This is a genomic window from Candidatus Saccharimonadales bacterium (assembly GCA_039928925.1).
Taxonomy (GTDB): Bacteria; Patescibacteriota; Saccharimonadia; order Saccharimonadales; family Saccharimonadaceae; genus UBA6022.
Genome location: JBDSSF010000001.1, coordinates 228217 through 253706, shown reverse-complemented (window position 1 = coordinate 253706; position 25490 = coordinate 228217). Strand labels below are relative to the sequence as shown.

The 25490-nt window shown below is 42.9% G+C and carries 25 protein-coding genes; 6 read left to right on the top strand and 19 right to left on the bottom strand.

The features are described 5' to 3' along the window. Entirely contained in the window at positions 1-1089 is a 1089-nt protein-coding gene (locus ABIS22_01330) for an acyl-ACP desaturase (protein ID MEO7740538.1), read from the bottom strand. Positions 1090-1168: 79 nt separating this feature from the next. Between ABIS22_01330 and ABIS22_01325 the strand changes: the two genes are divergently transcribed. Then, a complete protein-coding gene (locus tag ABIS22_01325) occupies positions 1169-1816 on the top strand; it encodes a nucleoside monophosphate kinase (GenBank protein MEO7740537.1) in 648 nt (215 codons plus the stop codon). Positions 1817-1842: 26 nt separating this feature from the next. On the opposite strand, the gene ABIS22_01320 is transcribed toward ABIS22_01325, so the two are convergent. From ABIS22_01320 to ABIS22_01295, 6 genes are all read right to left on the bottom strand, one after another. Beyond that, positions 1843-3084 (bottom strand): DEAD/DEAH box helicase, encoded by a 1242-nt coding sequence (locus ABIS22_01320; protein MEO7740536.1) that lies wholly within the window; start codon positions 3082-3084, stop codon positions 1843-1845. Positions 3085-3278: 194 nt separating this feature from the next. Continuing rightward, positions 3279-5642, bottom strand: coding sequence for a serine protease (locus ABIS22_01315; protein MEO7740535.1), 2364 nt, complete (start codon positions 5640-5642; stop codon positions 3279-3281). A gap of 51 nt (positions 5643-5693) precedes the next feature. Next, on the bottom strand, positions 5694-7667 hold the full coding sequence (gene uvrB, locus ABIS22_01310; GenBank protein MEO7740534.1) for an excinuclease ABC subunit UvrB: 1974 nt from the start codon (positions 7665-7667) through the stop codon (positions 5694-5696). A gap of 12 nt (positions 7668-7679) precedes the next feature. After that, the gene (locus tag ABIS22_01305) at positions 7680-8525 is read right to left on the bottom strand and encodes a hypothetical protein (protein MEO7740533.1); all 846 of its coding nucleotides are present in this window, start codon (positions 8523-8525) and stop codon (positions 7680-7682) included. A gap of 61 nt (positions 8526-8586) precedes the next feature. After that, positions 8587-9195 carry a hypothetical protein gene (locus ABIS22_01300; GenBank protein MEO7740532.1) on the bottom strand — a complete coding sequence of 203 codons (609 nt, stop codon included), beginning with the start codon at positions 9193-9195 and terminating at the stop codon, positions 8587-8589. 1 nt (position 9196) lies between these two features. Next, the gene (locus ABIS22_01295; GenBank protein ID MEO7740531.1) at positions 9197-10696 is read right to left on the bottom strand and encodes a carbohydrate kinase family protein; all 1500 of its coding nucleotides are present in this window, start codon (positions 10694-10696) and stop codon (positions 9197-9199) included. A gap of 98 nt (positions 10697-10794) precedes the next feature. Here ABIS22_01295 and ABIS22_01290 point away from each other — a divergent pair, with 98 nt between their 5' ends. Next, positions 10795-11445, top strand: coding sequence for a CDP-alcohol phosphatidyltransferase family protein (locus ABIS22_01290; protein ID MEO7740530.1), 651 nt, complete (start codon positions 10795-10797; stop codon positions 11443-11445). Here ABIS22_01290 and ABIS22_01285 read toward each other — a convergent pair. Further along, positions 11442-12419, bottom strand: coding sequence for a carbohydrate kinase family protein (locus tag ABIS22_01285; protein ID MEO7740529.1), 978 nt, complete (start codon positions 12417-12419; stop codon positions 11442-11444). The genes ABIS22_01290 and ABIS22_01285 overlap by 4 nt on opposite strands. Before the next feature lie 60 nt (positions 12420-12479). Here ABIS22_01285 and ABIS22_01280 point away from each other — a divergent pair, with 60 nt between their 5' ends. After that, entirely contained in the window at positions 12480-13379 is a 900-nt protein-coding gene (locus tag ABIS22_01280) for a hypothetical protein (GenBank protein ID MEO7740528.1), read from the top strand. Positions 13380-13405: 26 nt separating this feature from the next. On the opposite strand, the gene ABIS22_01275 is transcribed toward ABIS22_01280, so the two are convergent. Genes ABIS22_01275 through gap form a run of 6 tightly spaced genes read right to left on the bottom strand, consistent with a single transcriptional unit; the run spans position 13406 to position 18339 of the window. Then, positions 13406-14317 carry a class II fructose-bisphosphate aldolase gene (locus ABIS22_01275; protein MEO7740527.1) on the bottom strand — a complete coding sequence of 304 codons (912 nt, stop codon included), beginning with the start codon at positions 14315-14317 and terminating at the stop codon, positions 13406-13408. Between the two features lie 9 nt (positions 14318-14326). Continuing rightward, positions 14327-15322, bottom strand: a complete 996-nt coding sequence (locus ABIS22_01270; protein MEO7740526.1) for a transketolase family protein — start codon at positions 15320-15322, stop codon at positions 14327-14329. Then, positions 15319-16185, bottom strand: coding sequence for a transketolase (locus ABIS22_01265; GenBank protein MEO7740525.1), 867 nt, complete (start codon positions 16183-16185; stop codon positions 15319-15321). Before ABIS22_01265 ends, ABIS22_01270 begins: the two co-directional genes overlap by 4 nt. Positions 16186-16187: 2 nt before the next feature. Continuing rightward, positions 16188-16832, bottom strand: coding sequence for a hypothetical protein (locus ABIS22_01260; protein MEO7740524.1), 645 nt, complete (start codon positions 16830-16832; stop codon positions 16188-16190). A gap of 2 nt (positions 16833-16834) precedes the next feature. Next, positions 16835-17284, bottom strand: a complete 450-nt coding sequence (locus ABIS22_01255; protein MEO7740523.1) for an RpiB/LacA/LacB family sugar-phosphate isomerase — start codon at positions 17282-17284, stop codon at positions 16835-16837. 38 nt (positions 17285-17322) lie between these two features. Continuing rightward, positions 17323-18339: a type I glyceraldehyde-3-phosphate dehydrogenase gene (gap, locus tag ABIS22_01250; protein MEO7740522.1), complete on the bottom strand. Its 1017-nt coding sequence runs from the start codon at positions 18337-18339 to the stop codon at positions 17323-17325. Between the two features lie 141 nt (positions 18340-18480). Here gap and ABIS22_01245 point away from each other — a divergent pair, with 141 nt between their 5' ends. Continuing rightward, positions 18481-18885, top strand: a complete 405-nt coding sequence (locus tag ABIS22_01245) for a hypothetical protein (protein MEO7740521.1) — start codon at positions 18481-18483, stop codon at positions 18883-18885. 687 nt (positions 18886-19572) lie between these two features. After that, positions 19573-21111, top strand: a complete 1539-nt coding sequence (locus ABIS22_01240) for a RelA/SpoT family protein (GenBank protein MEO7740520.1) — start codon at positions 19573-19575, stop codon at positions 21109-21111. Here the strand turns inward: ABIS22_01240 and ABIS22_01235 are convergent, their stop codons facing one another. Beyond that, on the bottom strand, positions 21112-21642 hold the full coding sequence (locus ABIS22_01235; GenBank protein ID MEO7740519.1) for an inorganic diphosphatase: 531 nt from the start codon (positions 21640-21642) through the stop codon (positions 21112-21114). A 71-nt stretch (positions 21643-21713) separates the two neighbouring features. Here ABIS22_01235 and ABIS22_01230 point away from each other — a divergent pair, with 71 nt between their 5' ends. Then, a complete protein-coding gene (locus ABIS22_01230; GenBank protein ID MEO7740518.1) occupies positions 21714-22406 on the top strand; it encodes a glycerophosphodiester phosphodiesterase in 693 nt (230 codons plus the stop codon). Here ABIS22_01230 and ABIS22_01225 read toward each other — a convergent pair. From ABIS22_01225 to ABIS22_01210, 4 genes are read right to left on the bottom strand one after another with little or no spacing between them, the layout of a single operon-like run. Next, complete coding sequence (locus ABIS22_01225; GenBank protein MEO7740517.1) at positions 22395-23336, bottom strand: FAD-dependent oxidoreductase; 942 nt, start codon at positions 23334-23336, stop codon at positions 22395-22397. The genes ABIS22_01230 and ABIS22_01225 overlap by 12 nt on opposite strands. A 32-nt stretch (positions 23337-23368) precedes the next feature. Next, on the bottom strand, positions 23369-23935 hold the full coding sequence (locus tag ABIS22_01220; GenBank protein MEO7740516.1) for an FKBP-type peptidyl-prolyl cis-trans isomerase: 567 nt from the start codon (positions 23933-23935) through the stop codon (positions 23369-23371). Positions 23936-23983: 48 nt separating this feature from the next. Beyond that, on the bottom strand, positions 23984-25177 hold the full coding sequence (locus tag ABIS22_01215) for an FAD-dependent oxidoreductase (GenBank protein MEO7740515.1): 1194 nt from the start codon (positions 25175-25177) through the stop codon (positions 23984-23986). Between the two features lie 38 nt (positions 25178-25215). After that, positions 25216-25488, bottom strand: coding sequence for a hypothetical protein (locus tag ABIS22_01210; GenBank protein ID MEO7740514.1), 273 nt, complete (start codon positions 25486-25488; stop codon positions 25216-25218). Between the last annotated feature and the right edge of the window lie 2 nt (positions 25489-25490).

The following is a 25490-nucleotide window of genomic DNA, read 5'->3' as shown; positions in this document are numbered from 1 at the left end:
TTAGCTGTCGCGAGCGCGTCGTTTTGCCACCGTGATAATTCTTTCTTCCCGACGATTATCAAATCGATCAGCACCAATTTTAGATTTTTCCATTAATGCTGCGAGTTCATCCCGTGCCAGCTCTCCTTCTCCTGAAAGATCAGTTCGTGAAAAAACTTTCCAATATTCTAATGTAGGTAGTACAACTTGCTTGAGGTGTTTCGGAGGATCATATATTCCCGCAAGTGCAATATCCAGCGCCATATCTTGAAAGTCAGGCATACCAGCACCTGGCATCTTAAAGCCTTTGATCTCTTTTAATATTGCCTTCATCATTCTATTAGGTGCACGATTAAATGTTGCTGTAACTAGCCCACGATAAAGCATCATATGATTATTTTCGTCTTTTGCGATCTGTGCAAGTAGTTGATCGGCAATATCATCACCAGCTGCCTTACCTGTGTTTCTGTGGGATACACGGGTAGCTAGTTCCTGAAAAGTGACATATGCAATCATTTCCGGCAGAGTTTTTTCTCCCGCATCGTAGCCATTTGTCATGTGCTCCATCCTCATCGATTCAAGCATTACAGGATCTACCCCTCGAGTGACAGTCAGGTAATCTCTGAGTGCGATACCGTGACGATTTTCTTCGGCAGTCCATCGCCCAACCCAATGGCGCCAAGTTTCGTGATCACCAAATTTAACAGCAATTTCACGGTGATATGAAGGGAGATTATCTTCCGTAAGAAGATTAAGTGTCATCGCAGACTGAGCGACAGGGTCAAGTCGCGACTGCTCTGGCGACCAGTCTTCACCACCAAGAAATTTAAAATTACGACCTTCACTCCATGGTATAAAATCATGTGGGTGCCAGTCTTTAGCTACACGATAATGTTGATTGATAAGCTCGGCTAATGCAGGTGTTAGATCGTGCAATAATTCTATGTCAGTAGGCTCAATACGCTCACCATTGGCGTCCAGTCGATAAGTAGATAAGTCGATAGCCTTACCGGCCATTAGTTTCAGAGGCCGATCAGCACCTTTTCGTAATATTTCAGGTTCAGCAATTTCGAGTTGAACAGATGGAATATTTTTTTCTAACTCACTCATGTTTATAGTATAACCTTTAATTGACAAGATGCGCAAGTAATGTATAGTAAAGCTACTACGTAACACTTTAGGAAATTTTATGAACAGTATTGAACAAGATATTATCCTCATAGCGGGCAAACCAGGTAGTGGCAAAAGCCGACTTGGTCGTGAAATGACGACCGCTCTTGGTAAATATGGTCAAAGTGTCGAACATATTTCTTTTGGTGATCATATTCGAAAAATAGGATCTGGTGCGGTTGCCTCTGAGTTTCGTGAACAAATCCTCTCTCATCTTAACGAACATCCATACGGTCTTCTTGACGATGAGGTTATAGCAGGTATTCTCGAAAGAGAACTTGCTCGATCTGCGGCGACTGCACTTTTATTCATCGATGGCATGCCACGGAGAGACACACAGGTCAGTATACTAGATACACTTTCAGGTGACCGCTCGATTCGCGGCATGATAATTACTGATGTAAATGACCACGCAGCTGCACTCCGTCTTCAAAAACGTGCACATCGTTCAGAGCGTAATCCAGTTAACTCAGATACTATCCAACTTCGGCTTCAAGTCCACAACCAAACCTTCCCTGCTGTTAAAAAAGCTTATGAAGTGGTTGGACTTCCTATTGAGGTAATCGATACGTCTGGCGACAAGGATATTACGACACAAAACGGGTTGATGGCTGTCAGTTGGATGATGACCGAAACAGAAGATAACCAACAAAAAAACGCCTCATAATTGAGGCGTTTTTCTTAAGTAAAGTATTATCGACGATCGATAAAAGTAAATGCTTTACCACTTGCACCAGCACGGCCCGTTCGGCCAATACGGTGAATGTAATCTTCATACGTTTGTGGTGTGTCAAAGTTAATCACATGACTTACATTTGGAATATCAAGACCACGAGCGGCAACATCTGTTGCAACAAGTACTTTCACACGCTGATCTTTGAACTGTTTCAAAGCACGCTGACGCTGTGACTGATTCTTGTTACCGTGGATAGCAGCAGATGGGATACCACTGTTATCAAGGTGATCAGATAGACGCTGGACACCAAACTTTGTTTCACCAAAGATAAGTACCTTATCGTAGTCTGAGCCACGAAGCATCTCAGTAAGGATCTCGAGTTTATGAGCCTTATCACGTGATTCAATGATGTCTTGTTCAACGTGCTCACTTGTTTCGCTTGTGCGAACAGAGACAGTGACAGGATCATTAAGAAATGCGTGAACGAGCGCTGAGATTTCAGGTGTAATCGTCGCACTAAAAAATAGTGTCTGACGTTCTTTTGGCATCTCACTTACGATTTGACGTATATCAGGTAAGAAGCCCATGTCTAGCATGCGGTCTGCCTCGTCAAGAACAAGAGTTGTCATGTTCTTAAGCTGCAAGAATCCACGTTGCATCAAGTCTTTTAGACGACCTGGTGTACCAATGATGAAGTGTGGGCGACGTTTTAGGTCACGGATTTGGCGGTCTATATTGACTCCACCGACGATAAGAGTCGAGTAAAGATCAAGGCCACGAGCAAATTCGCGGAACTGTTCGTCAATTTGCTGAGCTAGCTCACGTGTTGGTGCAACGATCAAGACGCTTGGTCGAAGTGTAATACCACTTTGGCGTTCGATAATTGGAAGTAGGAACGCTGCTGTTTTACCAGTACCAGTGTTAGCGAGTCCAATAACATCTTTGCCTTCAATAATATGAGGAATTGCCTGGTCTTGAATCGCACTTGGAGTTTCATAACCCTTGCTCGAGATGTTGTGATGCAACTGAGCGCCAAATGGAAAGTCTGCAAATTTATGAGTTGGTACATATGCAACTTCGTCAGCTTTTGCGACTGCTTTATTTATAAATTTTGATGGATGAATGTACTTTTTAGCTGGACCACGGTTTCCACCGCCACCACTACGACGACCGCCGCCGCCTCCACCAAAACTACGTCCACCACCGTTACTTGGGCGGCCTTGATTAGGGCGTCCGCCCCTTTGTTGTTGAAATGCCATAGAAAATAACCCTTTCGTTATATGTTGATAGCTGTTTTTGCAGTCAGATCTAGTACTAAGTGTACTTAGGAGAACAGCGAGAGGATATTTCGGTGGCGGCGTTTCGTCACGCTCGTCTTTGAAAGAGGCTCGACATTCTATCGAATGCAATGTATTTAACTATAGCACAACTACTATACTTTTGCAACCATTCTCTAGGACAAAGGAGTCTTAGGAGGTTCGAATTCAGATGATTTCTCAGGTGGTGACAGCGAAGTCTGAGGCGATTTTGGTAGTGTGACTTGTGATTCAAACTCAGGAGCTACTTGTTCCGGTATAGTATTTACCTGGATATCACTAACTGGTACAATTTGCACCGCTGAACCGTGGATTTTCTTTGTTCTTAGGACCATAAATATAACAAAACCAGTGCTAAAAGCAATTGCGATAATAACAATTATAATTGCTACCGCAATTGTTGAAACAAAATCATAGTTTGATGATGTGTCATCACTTGCCCCAATGTGTTTACCAGTAAGAGTGATCAAGCTACTTGCGAGATAGTTCGATGGGTATTGCTTCGCTGAAGACTTAAAACCACTTAGAGCTTGTTTGTAATTCCCTGCAAGATAATCATCAATGGCAGTATCCCATTGCTTCGTAATATCGCTATCAGTATTTAGTGAAATATTCTTTTCACTTAACAGGGATTTATAATCAGCAATGTCTCTAATTGTTCCATCCCCAAAACATTTCTGATCAGGGCACGTAATTGCACTGTATGTATTCAGTCCAATTTGCTTACCGTCAGTTGAGAATGCCGGACCTCCACTATTTCCATGTCCTATTGGAACATTCGTTTGCAAAATCTTTCGGCCACTCACTTGCCCATTATCGGTGCTAATGGATAATACAATGCCCTGAGTGACACTAGGAACAGTTCGTAACTTAGTAGTATTAAGACCGTTATCAACAAATGCCGGAAAGCCAATTGCAGTCAACTCATCACCATCTGCTACATTGTCCATACTACCGAGCTGCACACTCGGATAGTTGCCATCAATCTTGAGAATAGCAACATCTGACGTCGTAAAGTTACCAGTTGCAAGATCTTGATCTGCAGTTTCTGCGTTATAATCAGCACCAATAAATTTTGCTGGCACAACCGTACTCGAATAGTTAAGACCTACCCGATTAGCGCCATTTGCCTTCATCTCGATTGGCGTATTGCCTAGCTGGATAGCATAGCGAGTAGCCTGATTAGCTGATGTCACTTCTGAATTAGCAATAAGAGATGGGAGTTGCTGTACTGCGGCGACTGCATCACTACTACCAACTGAAACATCTCGAATAAGAGCGTTGCCTTGAGTTTGACTCATCTTTCCACTGGTAACAAGAAACCTCACAACGTCTTCGATGTGCTGTTGCTGTATATCTGTATCTGATACTAAATTAATATAGCCCTGAATGGTGTCTTTTGGCGTCACGACAGCTACGTGGCCATTCGTTGCGATATAACCATCACGAGATACGATAGAGCCACTTCCGATGCCACCACTACATGCATCTTTGAGCGCAAGCGTCGCCGCACCTGACCTAAGTGTCAGATCATTACAATATAACGTCGCAACCCTCACGACGGCAATTTGATTTTTTACGACAACCTGAGCGACTGTTTTAGGATCAAGTGGTGTCGGTACATTGGCACCATCACTTGGTAGTGAAAGATCAGATGATGACTGCTGCGCACTAGCTGTCTTTGCAAGCGTCATATCAAGGCTCGCTTTACTTAGTTTAGTTTGATCAAATGATGTAAATGTAACCGTTTTAATGACTGACTCGAGTTCGGCAGTTTGGTTCTTGTTAGCATCCGTTTGATTACTAATTTCTGCATAGTATGGACGATGATTCTGAACGGTGACATACATTGTCGTCGTGTGGATTACTTTAATACCATACGAATCATTCGCATGTGTGAAAGTAATTTTTTTGTATGCAACATTATTAATATTCACGTCGGATGGTTGACCTGGAGTTTCACCATCTGCACTTTTTTGCGAAATAATATCATCTACCCAGAGATCAATCTCACTCTTCATTTTATTTTCTGGCAAAGAAAGTCGACTCGTAAAATAATCTTTTCTTATACTTGTCAGTAGTGTTAGCGATTGATTCGACGCAAGAGTGCTCGTGTCTGATTTCGGATAATCTATATGAATCAAACCGTACGGCCGTGAAGTTTCAAGATCAGCCCCGTCAAACTCTTGACCCGTAACACGTGAAGGTGTTGAGCTTCCGTCTGTTACTTGGCCTGTCGCTGATAAATCATCTGGACTATATGTAACAGCAAAACCAAGCTGTGATGAAACTGTTCGGACTTTTTTGACTTGTTGCCCAACCCCTACGATCTCATTTTTTGCTGTATCCGTTTTTTTAGCATTGAGAATGTGTATGGCAATAAAATACGTGACGAGGAGTCCAATAAGAATTGCAGCACCAGTCGCAATGACAACGTACGTGTGTTTAATAATCTTTTTTGAACGATGGTGATGAGCGGAAGAATGTATTTTATCAGTCATGCTAAATATGAGTATATCAAGCTTCTGATTGAATAACGACGGTTACTAAAGCTAAAGTTTTTCTTTAATACTAGCAATCATATCTCGTAGTTCTGCGGCCTTTTCAAATTCAAGATTGGCACTGGCGAGTTCCATTTGTCCTGTAAGATCTTTCATAAGTGACTTATATTCATCTTTTGGAATTTTCTTAAGATCAAGTGTTGGTTTCTTGTTCTTATCTTTATCTGGAATAATTGCTCGAAGACCCTCGTCAATACTCTTCGCGATGCTCGTCGGCGTGATGCCATGTTCAGTGTTATATGCTTCCTGAATTGTATGTCGCCTATTAGTTTCGTCAATCGCAGCCTGCATTGAGCGGGTAATCTTATCTGCGTACATAAGTACTTTACCCTCTTGATGACGAGCTGCGCGGCCAATTGTTTGGATGAGTGCGCTTTCAGAACGGAGAAAACCTTCTTTATCGGCATCCATGATCGCAACCATACTTACCTCAGGAAGATCAAGTCCCTCTCGGAGTAAGTTAATGCCTATAAGTACATCGTACACACCGCTTCGAAGATCATTAAGGATATCACCTCTTTCAAGTGTATCTACATCACTGTGAATGTATGCAGTCTTCATGCCGATCTCAAGCAAGTACGCAGATAAATCTTCAGCCATACGTTTTGTAAGTGTTGTTACGAGAACACGTTGATTTTTTGCGGTTCGTTCACGAATCTCAGCAATTAAATCATCTATCTGCCCTTTTGTTGGACGAATTGAGATCTCAGGATCTAATAGTCCTGTTGGACGAATAATTTGCTGTGCAGGTTCAGGACTATGTGCAAGTTCATAATCACCTGGTGTAGCTGAAACATAAATTGCTTTGTTAATATGTCGATCAAACTCCGTAAATGTGAGTGGACGATTATCGAGAGCTGAGGGGAGTCGGAAACCATAATCAACTAGCACTTCTTTTCGAGCCCTATCACCATTGAACATACCCCTGATTTGCGGGAGAGTTTGGTGACTTTCGTCGACTAATAAAAGGAAGTCATCAGGAAAATAGTCCATGAGTGTTGCTGGTTGTTCGCCTGGTTCGCGGTTAGTGAGGTACCGGCTATAATTCTCAATACCTTTTACAAAGCCTGTCTCTTCAAGCATTTCAATGTCATACTTTGTCCGTTGGCCAAGCCGTTGAGCTTCAAGTAATTTATCATTTTTCTCGAACCATTCCATTCGCTGATCAAATTCTATTTTGATATTCTCAATTGCTCGCTCAAGCTTTTGCTTTGGCGTAACATAGTGACTACTTGGGAAGATCGTTGTTTCTTTTGGTTCACCAAGAATCTCACCTGTTAGAGGATCAATGCGTGTAATACGATCAACTTCGTCGCCAAAAAATTCAATACGGTATGCAACATCGCTACCAGCTGGAAAAACATCAACGACATCACCTTTTACGCGGAATGTTCCACGATGAAAATCGATATCATTACGCTGGTATTGAATGTCAGTAAGTAAACGCACAAATTTATCTTGCTGTCGGCTCTCACCTGTCTTTACTGTGATAGACATCTCAGAATAATCATCAGGTGAGCCAATACCGTAAATACAGCTAACACTGGCAACAATGATTGTGTCTCGTCTTGTGAGGAGGGCTGCGGTAGCTGAATGACGAAGGCGGTCTATCTCGTCGTTAATCTTACTGTCTTTTTCAATATAAGTATCACTGCTAGCCATGTAAGCTTCTGGCTGATAGTAGTCGAAGTAGCTAACAAAATAATGGACTTCACTATCAGGAAAAAACTGTTTAAATTCGGAAAATAACTGTGCAGCTAGCGTCTTGTTATGTGCCATAACAAGCGTTGGAACTTGACGATCAGCAATAATATTTGCCATTGTAAATGTCTTACCGGAGCCAGTAACTCCAAGAAGTGTTTGCTCCCGGACACCACTATCAAGACCATCTATTAGCTGCCTAATAGCACTCGGCTGGTCACCGGTTGGTTGGTAGTTAGTTTCAAGACGAAATTTGTGATCCACCCAACTATTATACTACGTATCTGTCAGGGTCAGTAGGATGCGTTTTGCAGTGTTATACTCCGCGCCGCTCAGCGCATCGATTATTTTTTGTTTATCAGTGATTTGTGTATCACTTTCTAGTGCATTTGCAACAATAGAAACACTTGCTAGGCTGCCATTTTCACCCATATCCACACTACCCTTACTGAACAAACCAGCGTACATGAAATTGCAACCTGTGCCACCAACTTTCGTTGCTAAGATTTCGGGTGATAGACGCTGTATCTCCGATCTATATGTGTATGTATCTGAATTTTGATCAGTAAAGTGTAGGATTGACTCGGCGAATCGAAGATTCGGTAGACTGGATAAAAGCGTTGTTTCAAGTTTTGTGACCTTAACGGTTTCTGGGTCACATGCACCACCAAGTCCTCCATTTTTCATAATATTAAACCTAATCGAGAACTTCCCACTTGGACTCGTTATTTTTACATTCTTTAGATAAGGCTCCTGGATGCTATTTTTATTACCCTGTTCGTCAGTTACAATTGTCCAACTTTTCGGGTAATGAAGTGTCAGCTCACGGTCAACTAGCGAACTAGCTACGACTTCTGTAAGATCTGCGTTTGGATTAATTTTTTGAGAGACATCTGTAAACGTTTTACCGTCAGCGGTAACGCACTGCTCTGGCAATGTGATAAGCATCTTGCTCGCAGTGTCCTTTTTACAATCTGAAAAAGTGTCAATGGAGGATACTGTTGGCTTTGCACTCATATACTTTTGCCAAAAAACAATACCGAGAGTACTAAGAACTGCAATTACAACTAAGATGACAATAATGGTTAGAGCACTGCCGGATTGGTTACGTTGCCTACTCATGAAAAACTCCATTAATCTAATGCTTTCATTTAAGCATTAGATTAAGCTAATCACAAGCAATTTATCCACGACCAGCGCGCTTTGAACTAATTTGACTGTCGGTACCGTCATCTTGAAAATCTGCATACTTTTTATCAAGTGCATCAATAATACGGTCAACAATTCTTTCTGGATCGGTATCGTAAATAATATCTTTTGCACCAGGTGCTTCGATATTTTCAAGCAGTGTTTTTGTGAAATCCGCAAGACCGCCACTTCCGATTAATACACCGCAGACTTTACGACTTTCAAGCGCAGTTGAGAGTTCGTGTAAACTACCCATGCGGCCACCTACAGTAATGATAGCATCGCAACTACGCACCAGGTGGACGTCACGTCCAACATACTCCATACCAGTGAAGTTAATGTAGTCAAACTCTTTAGTTGGAAGACGGTACGTGGCAACATGCTCGCGAAACGAACTAGCAGGTGAAAAACCAATAGAGATTCCTCTCTTACCTTTTACGCTCGTTGCACCCATTGCCGCATAATGCGGCAGTCCCACGGTCGCTCCTGTAAGTAGCGTCTTACCGCGTGAAGAAATTGCATGACCTATATCAAATGCTAGTTGGTGCGATGACTGGACTGTGTCGCCGCTTGCAGCGCCCGACACACAAATTTGATAGCGCATTTTATTCCTGTACCTCTGTCACTCGGTAATCCTCTGGTGCATTTTGTAAATATTCAAGAAGCTTCTCTTTCGTAAGTAGCCCAGCCTGAGCGCCGACATGCTGTACGACATTCATTGAGTTAATTGGAGCCCAAGATAGTGCAGTTTCTACAGATTCACCTGCAGCAACTGCGGCGACGAATGTTGAAGAGAAAGCATCACCTGCACCGGTACGTTCAACTGGCGGAACTGGATCAGGATAGTTTGGAATAGTAAGAAGTCGACCGTTCTGTGATACAAATGATCCATTTGGTCCATCAGTGATAACAACGATTTCTGGTCCAAGATCATGAAGACCATTTGCAAGGTTTCTTACAGAATCATGAGGAAGTCCAGTGACATCCATAGCTTCCTCGCGGTTCATGAGGACAATTCTACTTCGCTTGTAGAAGCTTCTCATCTTCTCAAGGCCCCATTCGAATTGGAATGTTCCTGGCTGGAGCGCAAAGTTAACGCTTGGGTTACGTTCAAGATAGTCAAGTAAACCTTCGTGAAGTGGCCATGAGTCCTCTCCAAGATATGCAAGGTAGATCCAGTCTGGAGCTGTTGCAGGGTCACGCCATTCGTATCGATACTTTTCACTCTTCACCAACATCGTACGATCGGCTTTGTAGCAAAGAACATACCAGTAGCTTGTTGCCTTATCAGATTCTACGATCATCGAATCAGTCGCAACATGTTCGGCTTTTAGATGATCAATCGCTTCCTCGCCAGTCGCATCACCACCAATCCATGCCATGAGGCCAGCTGAATAACCAAGTCGTGCGATCGAGACAGCAACGTTTGGCGATGGTCCAACCGATTTAACAATATCAACACGTTCGTATGGTGGCTTACGTCCAAACGGTACTGCCAACCATTCTGTATCACCTTCTTTAAAGATCTTTGCGGTATCATCACCAAGCGTAATAAATGCGTCTGTGAAAATATCACCAATCGCCAAAATATGTGGTGTTTTATTAATCGAATTTTCTGTATGGTCTGTGTCGGTTGGATTCATGTAATGTAGGCCAATCTCCGCGGCGAGTGCGGTAATTATTTTATTATCTGATCGATCACTGTCAGCATAACGTTTAACAATTTCACTCCGAAGATGTAATTGACCATGTGTCGAAACACGATGTTCAAAATCAAGTTCGTGATGATGATTATCTATAACGTCCTGAATATTAAATGATATTGGACCGTCTCCAAGGTTTATGAGGACGTAACTTGTATTGATGAGTAGGTTCTCGGCTTGTCCGGATACTGCAGTTGCTGTAAGCGCTTTATATAGCTCGACACTTGTCGTGTCGGCTGTATCAAGCCCAAGTTGACGCATGACATTGTGTGCAGCATGTGTGATGTCCGCAATTAAACGCACATCGATATTACTACTTCCCGAAGCTTGCTCAAGCTGATGGATTGTTGTAGTGAACAATGGATGGTTATTGCTCAGTAAATCTTGTAACGCTTTGGCCACGTAATCACCTCATATCCCTAAACTCATTTTATACTGGCCATATTATAGCATGCTTATGCTTGCCATATCTATCCGTCAAAACCATACTATTATAAGATATGTCATTCTCATCAAAGGAACTCCCTCTTCTTGCCTCACTCGAAAACACTATCGAGTCATGGCCTGAGATGCGTCCAAGTGAAAAAACGGCGGCTATACTTGCAAACATGACTTCAGCTGCTCGACCTGCAGCACGTCTGATTCACGAGCTTCATCGAAAAGGAAAGCCTTCTTCAGCCGATATCATTGCAAGTCTCGCTATTATGCTGAGCGATAAAGCTGATGGTGTTATCGCAAAAACTTTTGATGGACAGACAGAATTTGGCAAAGAGTTTGATCCACTGATGGATAAATTTGATTTCTTTATTTGGGAATTTGCTCAGTATCAGCGCGGTAACTTAACGATACATCACCTAATAACACGTCTTGGCCGAGATATTGCCGTCACACTTGTGCGGTCACATGTTAAAGGCGCGACAGACGGTGCTGTAGATATTAGTGCCGGCTGGCAAGGAAAAACAACCACTGCTATTCGCGGAGCATCGCTCGTATCAACAGATACAACTCTTGAGCGTTTTGCACCCAGAACACTACATCAACATCTTGCAACTGCAGCAATCGTAACGTCTGGTGCTATTAACATTAAAAATCTACTGAACGAAAAGACCAACTATTTAAATAGTCTACCTGTAGAGCAACGAGAAGACTAGAAGGGTTTTTCGTGCAGTGGCATTTCATGAAGATGAGTATCTTTATGTAGAATGCCTTTTTTAGCACCAATTTTATTTACGACAGATGTCGAGTTTGCGCTAGCAAATAGCACTGACTGTTTTAACGACTCTCCTGCTGCCCATTGGCTCAGGAAGCCAGATCCAAACGCATCACCAGCACCCGTTCGGTCAATTACTTTTACATCTTCATACATACCAGCACGAACAATCGTTTTGCCATCGCTTGCCATAACCCCATTTGGGCCATCGCTAATGACAACTGTTGGTACGTAGTGATGTGCATGACGTACGAGGCTCTCAAGATCAGTACCTTCAACGATCGTCTGAATCTCTTCTTTATTAAGAGAGAGAACATCAACATCCTCAAGAAGTGATTTTAGCTTTGTCGTATGTGCAAGCTCACCCTTTCCAGGATTAAAAAATACCTTTATGCCCAGATTCTTAGCTTGTTCAAAAATAGTATGAAGCGCATCCATACTACCTGCCATACTCGATACGTATAGCCAATCTGCATCTGAGTCTTTTAAGTCAAAATTATTAGCATCATAGTGAGTACTGGCACCGCGGTACGTAAGGATAGTTCGTTCGCCAGTTGGTGCAAGGAGGAGGACTGAATAGCCGGTGTTGTATTTCGGTGAATAGCTTACTCCGGCAGTATCAACGCCTTCACGATCGAGATCATCGAGTACCGCGAGCCCAGCTGGATCATGACCAATCGTTCCCATAAATTGACTGTGAATGCCTTGACGTGCAAATGTAACAGCAGCATTTGTCGCTCCACCACCTGTACTAAAATCAATATTGTTCACATCTGCTTTAGCACCAAGTTCGAGTTTCATGAACTGTTCGTGAACAGATTTTTCGCTTACAGGTTTAAATTCATCACTGTGGCTGAGGAATACATCTTGTACTGCAGCTCCTATGGAAAGTATCTTCAATTTTTTTGTAGTCATATGAAAATAGTATACCACTTACGCTTGGTTTTTAATCTAGTATAGGGTACAAATGGACATATGCCATCAACCCCTCGTTCTCAAGCGGCTCGTCAATTTAGCAGTGAAGAGTCATGCCCATTTCCTGGCAAGAGCGCGCCAGAAAGCGAGCTAAAGCCTCCCCACTATGGTGAGTCAGCTAAAGTCATCGATGCGGCGATGAATAAATTCCTTCTTGCTTATAGCGACAGTGATAGTGATATAAGACAGACTCAAACACAGCGTTCACTGAGTAGGACAATCGCATCAGAACTTGAACGTGCGTATATGCTCATCCAGTCTAACCCAAAATTTTATGACACGATTGAATATTTAGAAGAATCCCAACAATGTCGTCACCGACAAAATGAGAACCGCTGGTCTTCATTTGACGATACATTTATTGCAGGTATCCAGACTGCACTCAATGCTACTGAAAATATCTATGATACGCTAGCGCCTCTGGCTCCGGCCGATCAGCTGTGCCATCCTAAAACAAGTGGAATTGCACGTCATATCGCGTTAATGCATAACCGCCAATTCGTTGCCTTTCGTGATACATATCTTCAATGGCAATCTGCTTCAGTTGGACCTATTTTGGACTTAAAAGATTTACTCACTATCAGTAGCGATGAAGTATCACACTGGCTTGCTTTCAGGCCAGATTACCCAGGAAAAGCACCGGTACTACGTAGGTTTGTCGATTTCCAGGGTAAACCGATAATATTTGCCAGTGACATGGCAGTCTCCGACCCATCAACAGAGCCTATGGTTACAATTGAAGATATCGAGCTCCCCACTGACTCGCCAATTGTCGGCTGTCCACTTACTTTCATGCCAAAACATATGAAAGCATTTTGGGATGTATACTGTACCGAGCGTTCACGAATTGATAGACAGTTAAAAACTGGCAAACAAGTACTTCACCACATAAATACGTAGCGGGATATGACGCAGTTACTCTAAAACTAAACGACAGCCTTACCGACGCTACCGAATGCTTGAATTTTTTCTTCGACAACTGCCTGAACAGCACCGTACACCTGAGGCATAAGTTTGACGATTGCATATTCGTCTGGATTTTCAGCAAGTACTTTTTCGAGTGTTTTACGGAACGCATAGCGCATATCGCTATTGATATTAATTTTGCTAACTCCGATTTTTGCTGCTTCCTCAAAGAAATGAAGAGGTGTACCACTACCACCATGAAGGCTAATCTGGCAGTCAATTGCATCACGAATTTGCTGGAGTAGCTCAAGATCTAGCTGTTTTGGCACAGGATAAAGCCCGTGGAGGTTACCAACAGCAGCTGCAAATGTATCAACACCTGTTACTTCTGTAAACTGCTTAGAATGTTCTGGTGTTGAAAATGTTTTCCTGATTTCTTCGTAATCAATATCTTCTTTATGGACATTACTACTACCACCAAAATAATGAGGTTCACTTTCAACAAGTGCACCAGTAAACTTAGCGTATTCAACGACCTCTTTGGTTTTTTCAATAATTTCTTCTTCTGTTGCATCGTGATTTGCCTGGGAAATATCAATATGAATGAACTCGTAGCCAGCATCTATCGCACGCTTACACGCCTCGACTGATGGACTGTGGTCAAGATTAATATACATCTCGACGCCGTACTCAACTTTGTAGTTATCAACAAGGTCACGAATGTTCTCAATGCCCATTGCTTTAACTTCGCCGTCACTCACTTCAACAAGTACGGGGGCATTTAGTTTTTGTGCAGCTTGTGCAACAGCGATAAGCGTTTCCTGATTATCAATGTTGAAGGCACCGACAGCAAAATGTTGCTGACGTGTTCGTTGGTATAGGTGGCGTGCTCTTACTGTATTGTCACGAATTTGTTTTATTGTTAGTCCCATATTTTCTCCTTAAAATCCTTGATGATAACGTGGTACATCGTCAATAAATTGTTTAGCGGTTTTAGCCATTGATGCACCATCCAGGCCAAAATATTTAAATAGTTCACGTGGTGCACCTGACTCGCCGAAACGATCATACATCCCAACACGCTTTAGAGGTGTTGGGAGTTTTTCTCCTATAAGCTCAGCAATCGCGCCACCAAAACCACCATTTACCTGTGCCTCTTCAGCAGTGAGCACACGGCCTGTTTTCTTGATACTCGAAAGAATCGTGTGCTCATCAAGCGGCTTAATAGTTGGTACGTGAATGACTTCAGCCGAAATACCATGCTGTTCAAGCTCGCGGGCAGTAACGAGAAGCTCGTACGACATCGCGCCTGTTCCAAGTAATGTTATGTCATGGCCTTCGCGAAGTAGGTATGCTTTACCGATTTCAAAAGGAGAATCGTCAGTACTAAAAATTGGTGTTTTCTCACGAGCGAGGCGAAGATAGCTTGGTTTACCATTTTCTGCTATTGCACGCGTCGCTTTCTCTGCCTCAATACTATCTCCGGGGGCAACGACTACCATATTTGGTAGTACTCTCATTAACGCAATATCTTCAAGCATTTGATGAGTTGCGCCATCTGGTCCGACACTGACACCTGCGTGAGAGCCAACAATTTTTACCGGCTGATCATTGAGTGCAATTGTTGTCCGAATCTGCTCCCAGTTTCGTCCAGGACTAAATGCAGCATAACTACTTGTAAATGGAATTTTTCCAGCACGAGCCATACCACTTGCGACAGTTACGAGATTTTGTTCAGCAACACCGATTTCAACAAATCTTTTAGGAAATGCTTCTTTAAATAAAGACATCTGCGTACTGTCTGTGAGGTCTGCGCAAAGTGCAACAATCTGATCGTTCGCCTCACCAGCCGCTTTTAAGCCACGGCCAAATCCTGCCCGAATTGGTTCTTGTTTCACATCATCTGCAAATACATCTGGATTTAATGGATAGCTCATACAGATGCTCCTTCATGAGTAATTTTACCGTCAAGCGTCCTTAGTTTTTCAAGTGCTTTTTTAGCCTGATCACTGTTTGGTGCAATACCATGCCATTTGTAGTCATACTCCATGAAATCTACACCCTTGCCAGGAATTGTGTGACAAATGACAACACTTGGTTTATTAGTGATAGCACGAGCCATGCTCGCAGCATCAATAACGCTCTCAATATTGTGACCATCAATTTCTTGAACGTGCCAACCAAATGACTCCCATTTACCTCGAAGATCTTCAAGAGGCATGACATCTTCAGTACTACCATCGATTTGAATATTGTTTCGATCAATAAAGACAATAAGCTGACTCAACTTATTTTTACCAGCAAACATAGCTGCTTCCCAGATATTACCTTCATCAAGCTCACCATCACCGGTGACGACATATACCCACCTGTGCTTAATTTCATCAATGTACTGAAGTGTATACGCATACCCAGCACCTTGACTAAGACCACTACCGAGTGGGCCACTTGTGTTTTCAAGTCCAGGTAGTTTTGTTCGTTCAGGATGACCCTGAAGACGAGAGCCTAATTTTCGAAGAGTCTGTAACTCATTTACTTCAAAGAAACCACGTTCTGCCATTGCAGCGTACTGAACAGGAACACAGTGCCCATTGCTAAGTAGCATAATATCTCTGTCAGCCCAGTCTGGATTTTTAGGATCAATATTTAAGATATTGAAATATAGGGCTGTAAATATGTCAGCAAGATCAAGTGGACCTGCACTATGTCCACTACCGGCATGCTCGAGCATTGTAATGATGTCACGACGAATATCAACTGCTTTCGCCTCTAGACCAGTGATCGTTAATTTTCCGTCCATCTTTAAATCACTCCGTGTTTATTAATTTCGTTTACTAGTATCCGGTAGGTACTGGCTGGATCATCATTTTTAGCAAGTGTTGAACCAACATTAAGTACGTCAATCCCACCCTGTGCCAAACTGAATGCATTCTCAACCGTCACTCCACCGTCCCATCCAATCTCAGCCGTTGCATTAATTGCTTTTATCAGTCGAATCTTTTCAAGCTGCATCAAACTAGCTGTTCCACCATACTTACCAAGTTCACCGCTAAAAATCATCACATGATCTGCTGCACGTATTAATGCATCAACAGTTGAAGGTACCGTTGATCTAAGTAGTGCGACGCCTGCTTTTATCCCTGCTTGCTGTAACTGTTTTAGAATTGGCAAAAGATCTTCTTGGACTTCTGCATGGAAAATAATCATGTGAGGTTTTAGACTAAGAAGGGTTTGAAGATGTTCAGATGGACGAGCAACCATAGCGTGGATATCAACTGTCCATTCTTGTGGCCACCATACCTGGGCTTCTCCAACGGTAAAACTTGGAGCAAATTCGCCATCACTAATATCAACATGGGCACGCTCAGTAAAGCTGTGCATGCGATCGACGCACGTCTTATAATCGTCTGCTGTTTCAGCAAGTATAGCTGGAGCAATCACACTCATTCTTACATCTCGTCAATCTGCGCGTTGCGGCGGTTATACCTAGGTGCTGCAGCAAACGGAGTACTGAGCCATGTTTCAATGATGCCTTTCCATGCAGCAGGATCATCTTCGAGGACACGAGCTGGTAGACAAAGAACATTGCTATCATTGTCATTACGTGTCATGCGCGCTTCATATGCGTCCCAAATGACACTAGCCCGAATACCACGAAAACGATTTGACGCCATCGCCATTCCCTGTGCACCTCCACAAAGAAGGATTGCACGTGGGTCTTTATCCGTATCGCCAATCACTTTAAGTGCCGCCATTTGAGCGAACTCTGGAAAGTCATCATCTGGATCAAGCGCTTTATCGCCAACATCTTCAACATGGTAGCCATGTTTAACAAGATACGCGAATATCTTTTCCTTCATCGCGAAGCCATTGTGATCAGAACCTAGGTAAATATTCATGATATAAGTATAAGCATTTTCGATATAATACGATAGATCTATGACTTAAGTGTTTTGCCAATATCAGCAACGAGTTCAACAAGACGGTTGCTGTAGCCCCATTCGTTGTCATACCAAACCATGATTTTTGCTAAGTTACCACCAACAACTTTTGTAAGAAGAAGGTCAACGACACCAGAGTGGCTGTTGCCAATGTAGTCACGGCTGACAAGTGGTTCTTCACTTACACCGAGAATACCTTGGTAAAATGGCTCTTCAGCAGCTTTTTTGAAAACATTATTAATTTCTTCGACTGTTGTGTCGCGGCCAAGAAGGACTGTAATATCACTAATTGATACAACTGGGGTTGGGACGCGGATGCTCAGGCCATCGAACTTTCCTTCAAGTTGAGGAAGCGTCTTTGTGACTGCAATTGCAGCTCCTGTCGTTGTTGGAACGATATTTTCTGCCGCATTACGACCTTCACGAAGATCCTTACTTGGTGCATCTTGTAGCGCCTGGCTAGCTGTGTAGCTATGAACAGTCGTAAGAAGTGATTTTTCAACACCAAATTCTGCGTCTAGAATTGCCATTACCATACCAAGTGAGTTTGTCGTACAGCTCGCGTTACTAACGATCTGGCTAGAACCTTCTATCTTATCTTCGTTTGCGCCAAGCACGATTGTGTCCACACCTTCGCTTTTTGTAGGTCCGGAAATAACAACACGTTTTGCACCAGCTTTAATATGCAGCTCTGCATCTTCTTTTAGAGTAAAGCGACCAGTTGATTCGATAACGAGATCAACGTTTAGATCACCCCACGGAAGAGCTGATGGATCGCGTTCAGCAAGCACTTTGACGTGGTGGCCGTTTACAATAATTCCAGTCTCATCACTCGTAACATCATGTTGGTAGTCACCGAAGTTACTATCGTGTTTTAGTAAATATGCCAGTGTTTTTGTATCAGTTAGGTCGTTAATAGCAACAATAATGATGTCACTACGCTCAAATGCAATCTTGAATGCATTACGGCCAATGCGGCCAAACCCGTTAATCGCAACGTTTACTTGACTCATGAAATACCCACTCCTGGTTCATTAACCTTTAGCATTATTGTGTTTAGTATAACTGCTTTCGTCTAAGGTGTAAATCATTGACTATATGATATATTTATGTCATATTAAAGTAGTCAGATTATCTAGTGAAGGGACATAACCATGTCGCTGACAGTTTTGAAAAATCACGAGGGGATTGATGTTGAAGTTGGCTTTGACGTCGATGACTTCGAGCAGTGGCTCGTGAACTACCACCTCCAGGAGGTGCTCTCCGTTGCAGGCAGTGAAATACTGGCTCACAGAGAACAGTACGAACCAAGTCTGCAAATTGACAATGCTGCGCTAATCGTAAGGATGTGGCAGTATCTCGATCGGATCAGAATGGTCGTCTTCGGCTATGACGAGCTGCAAAAACACTACGTGTTCGCCGTGTTGCACTACGACGGCGCGAACTACACGATTGGTGAGTTCATCGTGGTGATCACCGCTGAAGATGGCGGCGAGCCGGACTTCGAAGAATTCGATCGAATGCCACTCGCCAGCCAATTCGGAGCTCTCGGCCTCTGACACAAATCGGTGGACTTGGTGGCGCACTTCGCGCCCCAGTCCACCGGTTACTACCCACATACTCACAGGTGGTTTTTATTTTTCTACCGCTCAATACCACTAAGATTTAATTGCTTGACTAATTTATGTAAAAGTGATACAAACATATAGTCAGATACCTCTAGAGAATGGACATGCATCATGTCGCTGTCAGTATTGAGTAACTCGACGGGATCATCCCGTACGGATATCCAGCTGACCAGCAGTACACGCACTATCGACGATTGGCTTAGTCGAGCCTGCCAAGTGGAGTCCTTCCACGCCGGCAGATTCGGAGAAGCGGAGATATGGGATAAAAACGGGGTCAGAGCTCCGCGTGCCACAATCTCCGCGGGCACGGAGCTCATACTCGAGCTGTGGCTGTATCTCGATGAGGATACAGCCGTCGCATGGATCGACAACGGAAAGGCAATCTATATCTTCGGTCTTAAGCGAGGTCACGAACCCCAGTGGGTAATCGGAGATGACGTCGTTGTATCCGATAGCGATCTCAACGAATTCGGTAATCTGCCGAGGTGGCAACAGCTGAAGCTTCTGGAGATCTGATCATCAAGGCCGGCTGGAGGCGCGAATGCGCCCCAGTCGACCTGCACTACCCCACCCATAGAGGTGGTCTTTTATTTTCTACTACCCTATACTAGAAAGACGATGAAAAAACGTGCGCTGATTGAACATGCTACGCCGTACTACGAGGAGAATCAACTACTCGAACTTGAACATGCAATCGATTTTGCAACAAAAAAACACTTTGGCCAGAAACGCAAAAGTGGTGAACCGTATATCATACACCCCCTTAATGTCGCCGATGTACTTATTGAATGGGGTATGGATATTGATAGTGTTCTCGCAGGTATCTTGCATGATACCGTCGAAGATACTGATGCAACTCTTGAGGAGATCGAATCTCTTTTCGGGCATGATGTTGCATTCTTAGTTGACGGCGTGACGAAGGTCTCACAGGCGCGTGCAGGAATGCGAGATCTCGAAAGCTATCGTCCTCAAACGAAAGATAACTTGTCTAAATTACTTATTGCTGTTGGTCAAGATGTCAGGGTTATTATCATTAAATTAGCTGATCGTCTACATAACTTATCGACATTACAACACATGAAACCGGATAAGCAGATAAAAATCGCACGTGAAAGTCTTGAGGTATTCGCACCAATGGCAGACCGGCTTGGTATGGGTCGTGTTCGTATGCAGATTGAGGAACTAGCCTTTAGCTACCTTGATCCCACTCAGTTTAAGCACTTATCATCACAAATGAAAAAACGGCTTGGTAAAAGTACCCGTAAGCTCGGTGCTGTCAGACAGGAAGTTGAAGCAGAACTAAAAAAGCATAGCATTGCCGTCGAAATAAATGGCCGCGTCAAGAGTATCTATAGCCTTTACAAGAAACTAAAAAAGGTTGATGGTAACATTGATGATATCTATGACTTAATGGCGTTACGTGTCATCGTAAAAAATAAAGATGATTGCTATAAAGTACTTGGTATCTTACATGGTATGTACCAGCCGATGATAAGCCGCATTAAAGATTATATTGCTGTTCCAAAACCAAACGGCTATCAAAGCCTTCACACGACTGTGATCACTCCAAGTAAGCAAATCGTTGAGTTTCAAATACGAACATACGAGATGCATGAGTATGCGGAGCGTGGGCTTGCAGCTGGATTTCACTACCACGACCAAAAAAATAGTAACGACTACCTGAAACGTCGTTCGAAATCAAGTACACTCCCAACGCAACTTCAGTGGATATCTCAGCTTCAAGAAATTGCAACTCGCCTTCGCGACAATGAAGATATCTCTCAGGACCAACTCAACATTGACCTATTTGGTGATAGGATCTTTGTTTACTCGCCAAATGGTGATATTTATAATCTCCCAGAAGGTGCGCTACCACTTGATTTTGCATACTTGGTACACAGTGACATCGGTAAACATACCTATAGCGTTCGTGTGAATGGTAATATTCATGCATTCGACAAGCCACTTCAAAATGGTGATGTCGTTGAAGTTATAACTCGCAAATTATCAACGCCAAAGCAGGCCTGGCAAGAACTTGTTACGACAACTCATGCGCGTAACAAGCTACGTTCTCAATTACGAGGTCTTGGAATAATTGAAACAATTACAGGAGCTGCGGCAATCATTCGCAGCAAAGCTACTCGAAAAAAGAAATAACTAACTGTTATTCCAGCGCTCTACCGATTCATGAATGATCTGTTTTGCTTTTTCGATGTCACCCCAGCCTTTAACGATTGTACTGCCTGGCTTTTTAAGATCTTTGTAGTGAGTGAAGTGATGAGCTATTTGGTCTAGTTTTTGCTGTGGGATATCTGAAAGAGATTGAATCGCATTTCCTATAGATCGATCGTCAGATGGAACTACGACAACTTTATCATCAACCTCACCATCATCCTCAAACATAAGTACGCCGATAATTTTTCCCTCAAGAGTAACTCCTGTTGGTAGTGGCTGATCTGTAATAACAAGAGCATCTAGTTCATCGCCATCCTCATCAAGTGTTTGTGGGATAAAACCGTAGTTTGTTGGCTTTGCAAAGATTGCAGGCTCAACACGATCAAGCTGCATGATAGCAAGTTCACGGTTCCATTCAATTTTGTGACCACTACCCATTGGAATCTCAATGACTACATTCACTAAACCATTATCAATATCACCAGTACTTACTACTTTATTAAAATCTGCCATATAAATCTCTCCTCATGTATCCGTATAGTTACTGTCGCTATTGTAGCAAATTTGCTATACTCGTAGCAATTATGTTAATAATCGGACATCGTGGGGCGGCTGGATTAGCGCGCGAAAATAGCATGGAAGCGCTGCAGGCTGGGCTCGATGCAGACGCTGACATGCTCGAGTTTGATATCCGATTAACCAAGGATAGAATCCCCGTCTTAATTCACGATGCAACGATGCGAACCAGTCACGGGACATCGATTATTAGCCAGCTCACCTTCGACGAACTCTCCGAGCGCAGTTCTGATATGCCACTTGTTCTACTATCTGACGTACTCGATACTTTCTTTGGAAGAATCCTCCTGAATATTGAGCTCAAGGGTCGTAGTACGGGAAGTGTTGTTGTTGATCTCGTTAAAGAATACATAAAGAAGCCCAACGATTGGGATAATGTCATATTTTCATCTTTTAAAGGTGCTGAGCTATCAGTTGTACGAAGACAATCAAAAAGAGCCAATCTAGCACTGCTACATAATCAAAATCCATTTTTATTTATCGCGTATCATCGCCGCCTCCGACTAACCGCAGTTGGCTTTCATCGCCTCTATGTAAACCCATTTGCACTCGAGATTGCAAAAAGGTCTGGCATCTTTACTTACGCATATACAGTGAACCGTCCTCACACTGCTGCAATACTTGCCGAGCAAGGTATCGATGGCATCGTAACGGACAATCCACTCGCAATACTAAAGGAAGTCGATAAGCTAGACAGCTAATTTGTGCTTATCGAGATATTCACGAATTGCTAATGCAGCTGCAGCACCTTCACCGACAGCACTAGCAATTTGCATCGTTGCTCCACTTCGAGCATCACCGCTCGCGAAAACACCAGGCATATCAGTAAGAAGCTTTGCATCGGTTTTAATAAGACCGCGCTCATCAAGCTGAATGATACTGTTTTTTAGAAAATCGGTGTTTGGCTTCAGCCCAACAAATATGAAAACTCCATCAGTCGGGAAATGAACTTCATTACCTTCGAAAGTGCCCTTCACTTCTTTGACTTTTCCATCAATAGCAATAATTTCATCAGTTGTCGTTCCAAGATGAACAGTGATTTTACCTTCATCAACAAACTTTTGAAGTTCCTCTTGTAGTACTTCACTCGCCGTTACGACACTGCGAACAAGTAAATCGATGTGTGTTGTAAACCTTGTAAGAAAGATTGCTTCTTGGACGGCAGAGTTGCCGCCACCAACAACGACTAGGTTTTTATCACGGTAAAAAGCACCGTCACATGTTGCACAGTAATGCACACCACGGCCATAATATTCTGCTTCACCTGGAATACCAAGCTTATTGTAGTCACTACCTGTAGCAATAAGAACGGATCGTGCACGAATATCCTGACCATCGACAACAACAACTTTTAAATCACCTTCGTCACGAATTTCAGATACATCACCAAATTCTATTTGAGCACCGAATCTTTCTGCCTGACCTTGAAGTTGTTCGGCAAGTTTTAGACCAGCAATACCGTCAACAAAGCCTGGGTAGTTATCTACCCAGTCAGTGATTGCAGCAAGGCCACCAATTACACCTTTTTCATATAATACTGTATCAATAGCTTCACGAGTTGTGTAAACAGCAGCTGCAAGTGCACTTGGACCTGCGCCAATCATGATAACGTCACGAATTTTTTCGTCCATAGTGTCTCCTTATTACTATACTTAGTATAGCACTATTTAATAGATTTCACAGTAACGATGAACTGAAGTGGCTCACTCGCGCCGATTGTTGGAGGACTTCCAGCTGTGCCATATGCAAGATCAGCTGGGATAGTTAGTTTCACTGTTGAACCAACCCTGACTCCATTAAGTCCTTTGGTCCATCCTTGAATAACCTGTGCGAGGCTAAACGTGGCAGAAGTATTTGTGCCGTCCTGGTTCGTACTATCAAAAATCTTACCGTCACTTGTCCAGCCAAAGTAGTCAGCGACGATTGTCGAATCAGCCGCAACCGCTGCCCCATCACCTTCTTTGACTACTTCAACGCCAAGCGCCGTGACACTTGCTTTATCAAATGCTGCCGCACTATAACCGTCAAGCGGCTTACTAGATGCCGCGTGTGCAATTGATGCTGCCTCTTGCTGCGCAGTTTGATCTGCAACTGCCTTCTGCTGCGCTGCTTGATCTATTTTTGCATTACCTGTTCCAAGTATCATGACTGCAAAGCCACCTAACGTACCGACGCATAATGCGATGGCAATAATCCATATTCCAATTCTTTGACCTTTTGGTGTGGCCATATCTATATCCCCCTGAAATTTAACTCTCTTAAGTATAGCAAATTTTTACTATTTGGCGTCAGGTTTTTCGCTTGCAGGAAAATAATCATCCTCAAGTACTTTATGCGCGCGCCATGCACCAAGTGCTTGGCCAAATGGCAATATATCTGAATAGCCAACCATGTCAGCTGCATTACGAATTAGTGAAGCCATCCATCCGCTAAGACGAATCTTTCTCCATTCGAAGACTGCCCACATATCACCCACAGGAACGACAACTGGAGGTAGTTTTGCTTTGTATAGTTTACGCTTTTTACCAATCTGTTTTCTTTCAAGATTCCGTGCGACAAAAATAGCATCATGAAGGGCAGTTTGAGCAAGTCCGCTATAGGCAGTAAATGCGTTATCACCTATTACATGGACATCCTTAAATGCCCTCATGTGTTCGTCAACGACAACCTTACCATTTTTTGCAAAAACAAAATGCTCTGCATTAGCCTGATAGAAAGGTGAGTTAGCAACACCCGCTGTCCAAATTACCGTATGGCTCTTAATAGTCTTTCCGTTTACGATAAGCGAGTCTGCAGTCTGCTCTTCAACTTTTTGATTTGTCATCACATGAACACCAAGTTGCTGAAGACGCTTTGCCACCTTCTTACTCGATGCTTCAGACATACGAGGAAGTACTCGTGGAGATGCTTCGATAAGATTAATGCGAACCCTCTTTTTAGGAAGTCTATAGTCAACTCGAAGGCGCTCTATATACTCATTCATAGCCGATGCAAGTTCAACGCCTGTTGCACCAGCGCCAATAATAACGTAGTCCTTTTCCATCTTATGCTCTTCGAACATGGACTTGTAAAGATGCTGTTTTAGTTCGCGGATTTCTTCTGCAGACTTTATACCGTATGAATATGTTTCAATTCCCTTTATACCAAAGTAGCTTGTAATTCCACCAAGAGCAAGGATCAGTAGATTGTATTTATATGTTCTTCCAGAGTTACCAATAAGCATTTTTGTGCTTGGATCAATCTTAACCATTTCATCAATAATAACATCGATATTTGGTCGATTTGCAAATATTTTTCCAAGTGGAACCCATGATTGAAGATGGCTTTGGCCAGTAGCTGTTCCGTAGAGTGCTGGGTAATATTGGAAATCTGCTTTATCACTGATAAGTGTCACATGATTTTTACGATTTTTTGCAAGTTCGAGTGTTGCCTTCACACCACCAAAGCCGCCACCAACAACAGTAATATTCATTATAAATCCTTTTTAATTTCGTTTATTACACGGACCACTTAGTTAGAAGTCACATTACTGTGATCAAGCTTACTTAGTTTCGCTCTCACAGCAACTGTGCCACTTGCTACAACGACTAGATAAAATACACCGATACTACATGCCTCAAGCATATGAGATGGTGATTGCACTACCATATAGATACCACTTGCTAACGTTAGTCCAATAAACGCATAACTTGCATTAAGCAGTTTACGTGATGGTCGAAAGAACGCATAAGTTGTCAAAATGATACTTGAAAGTGCAATTAAAACATGGAGAAAAACAATCATAG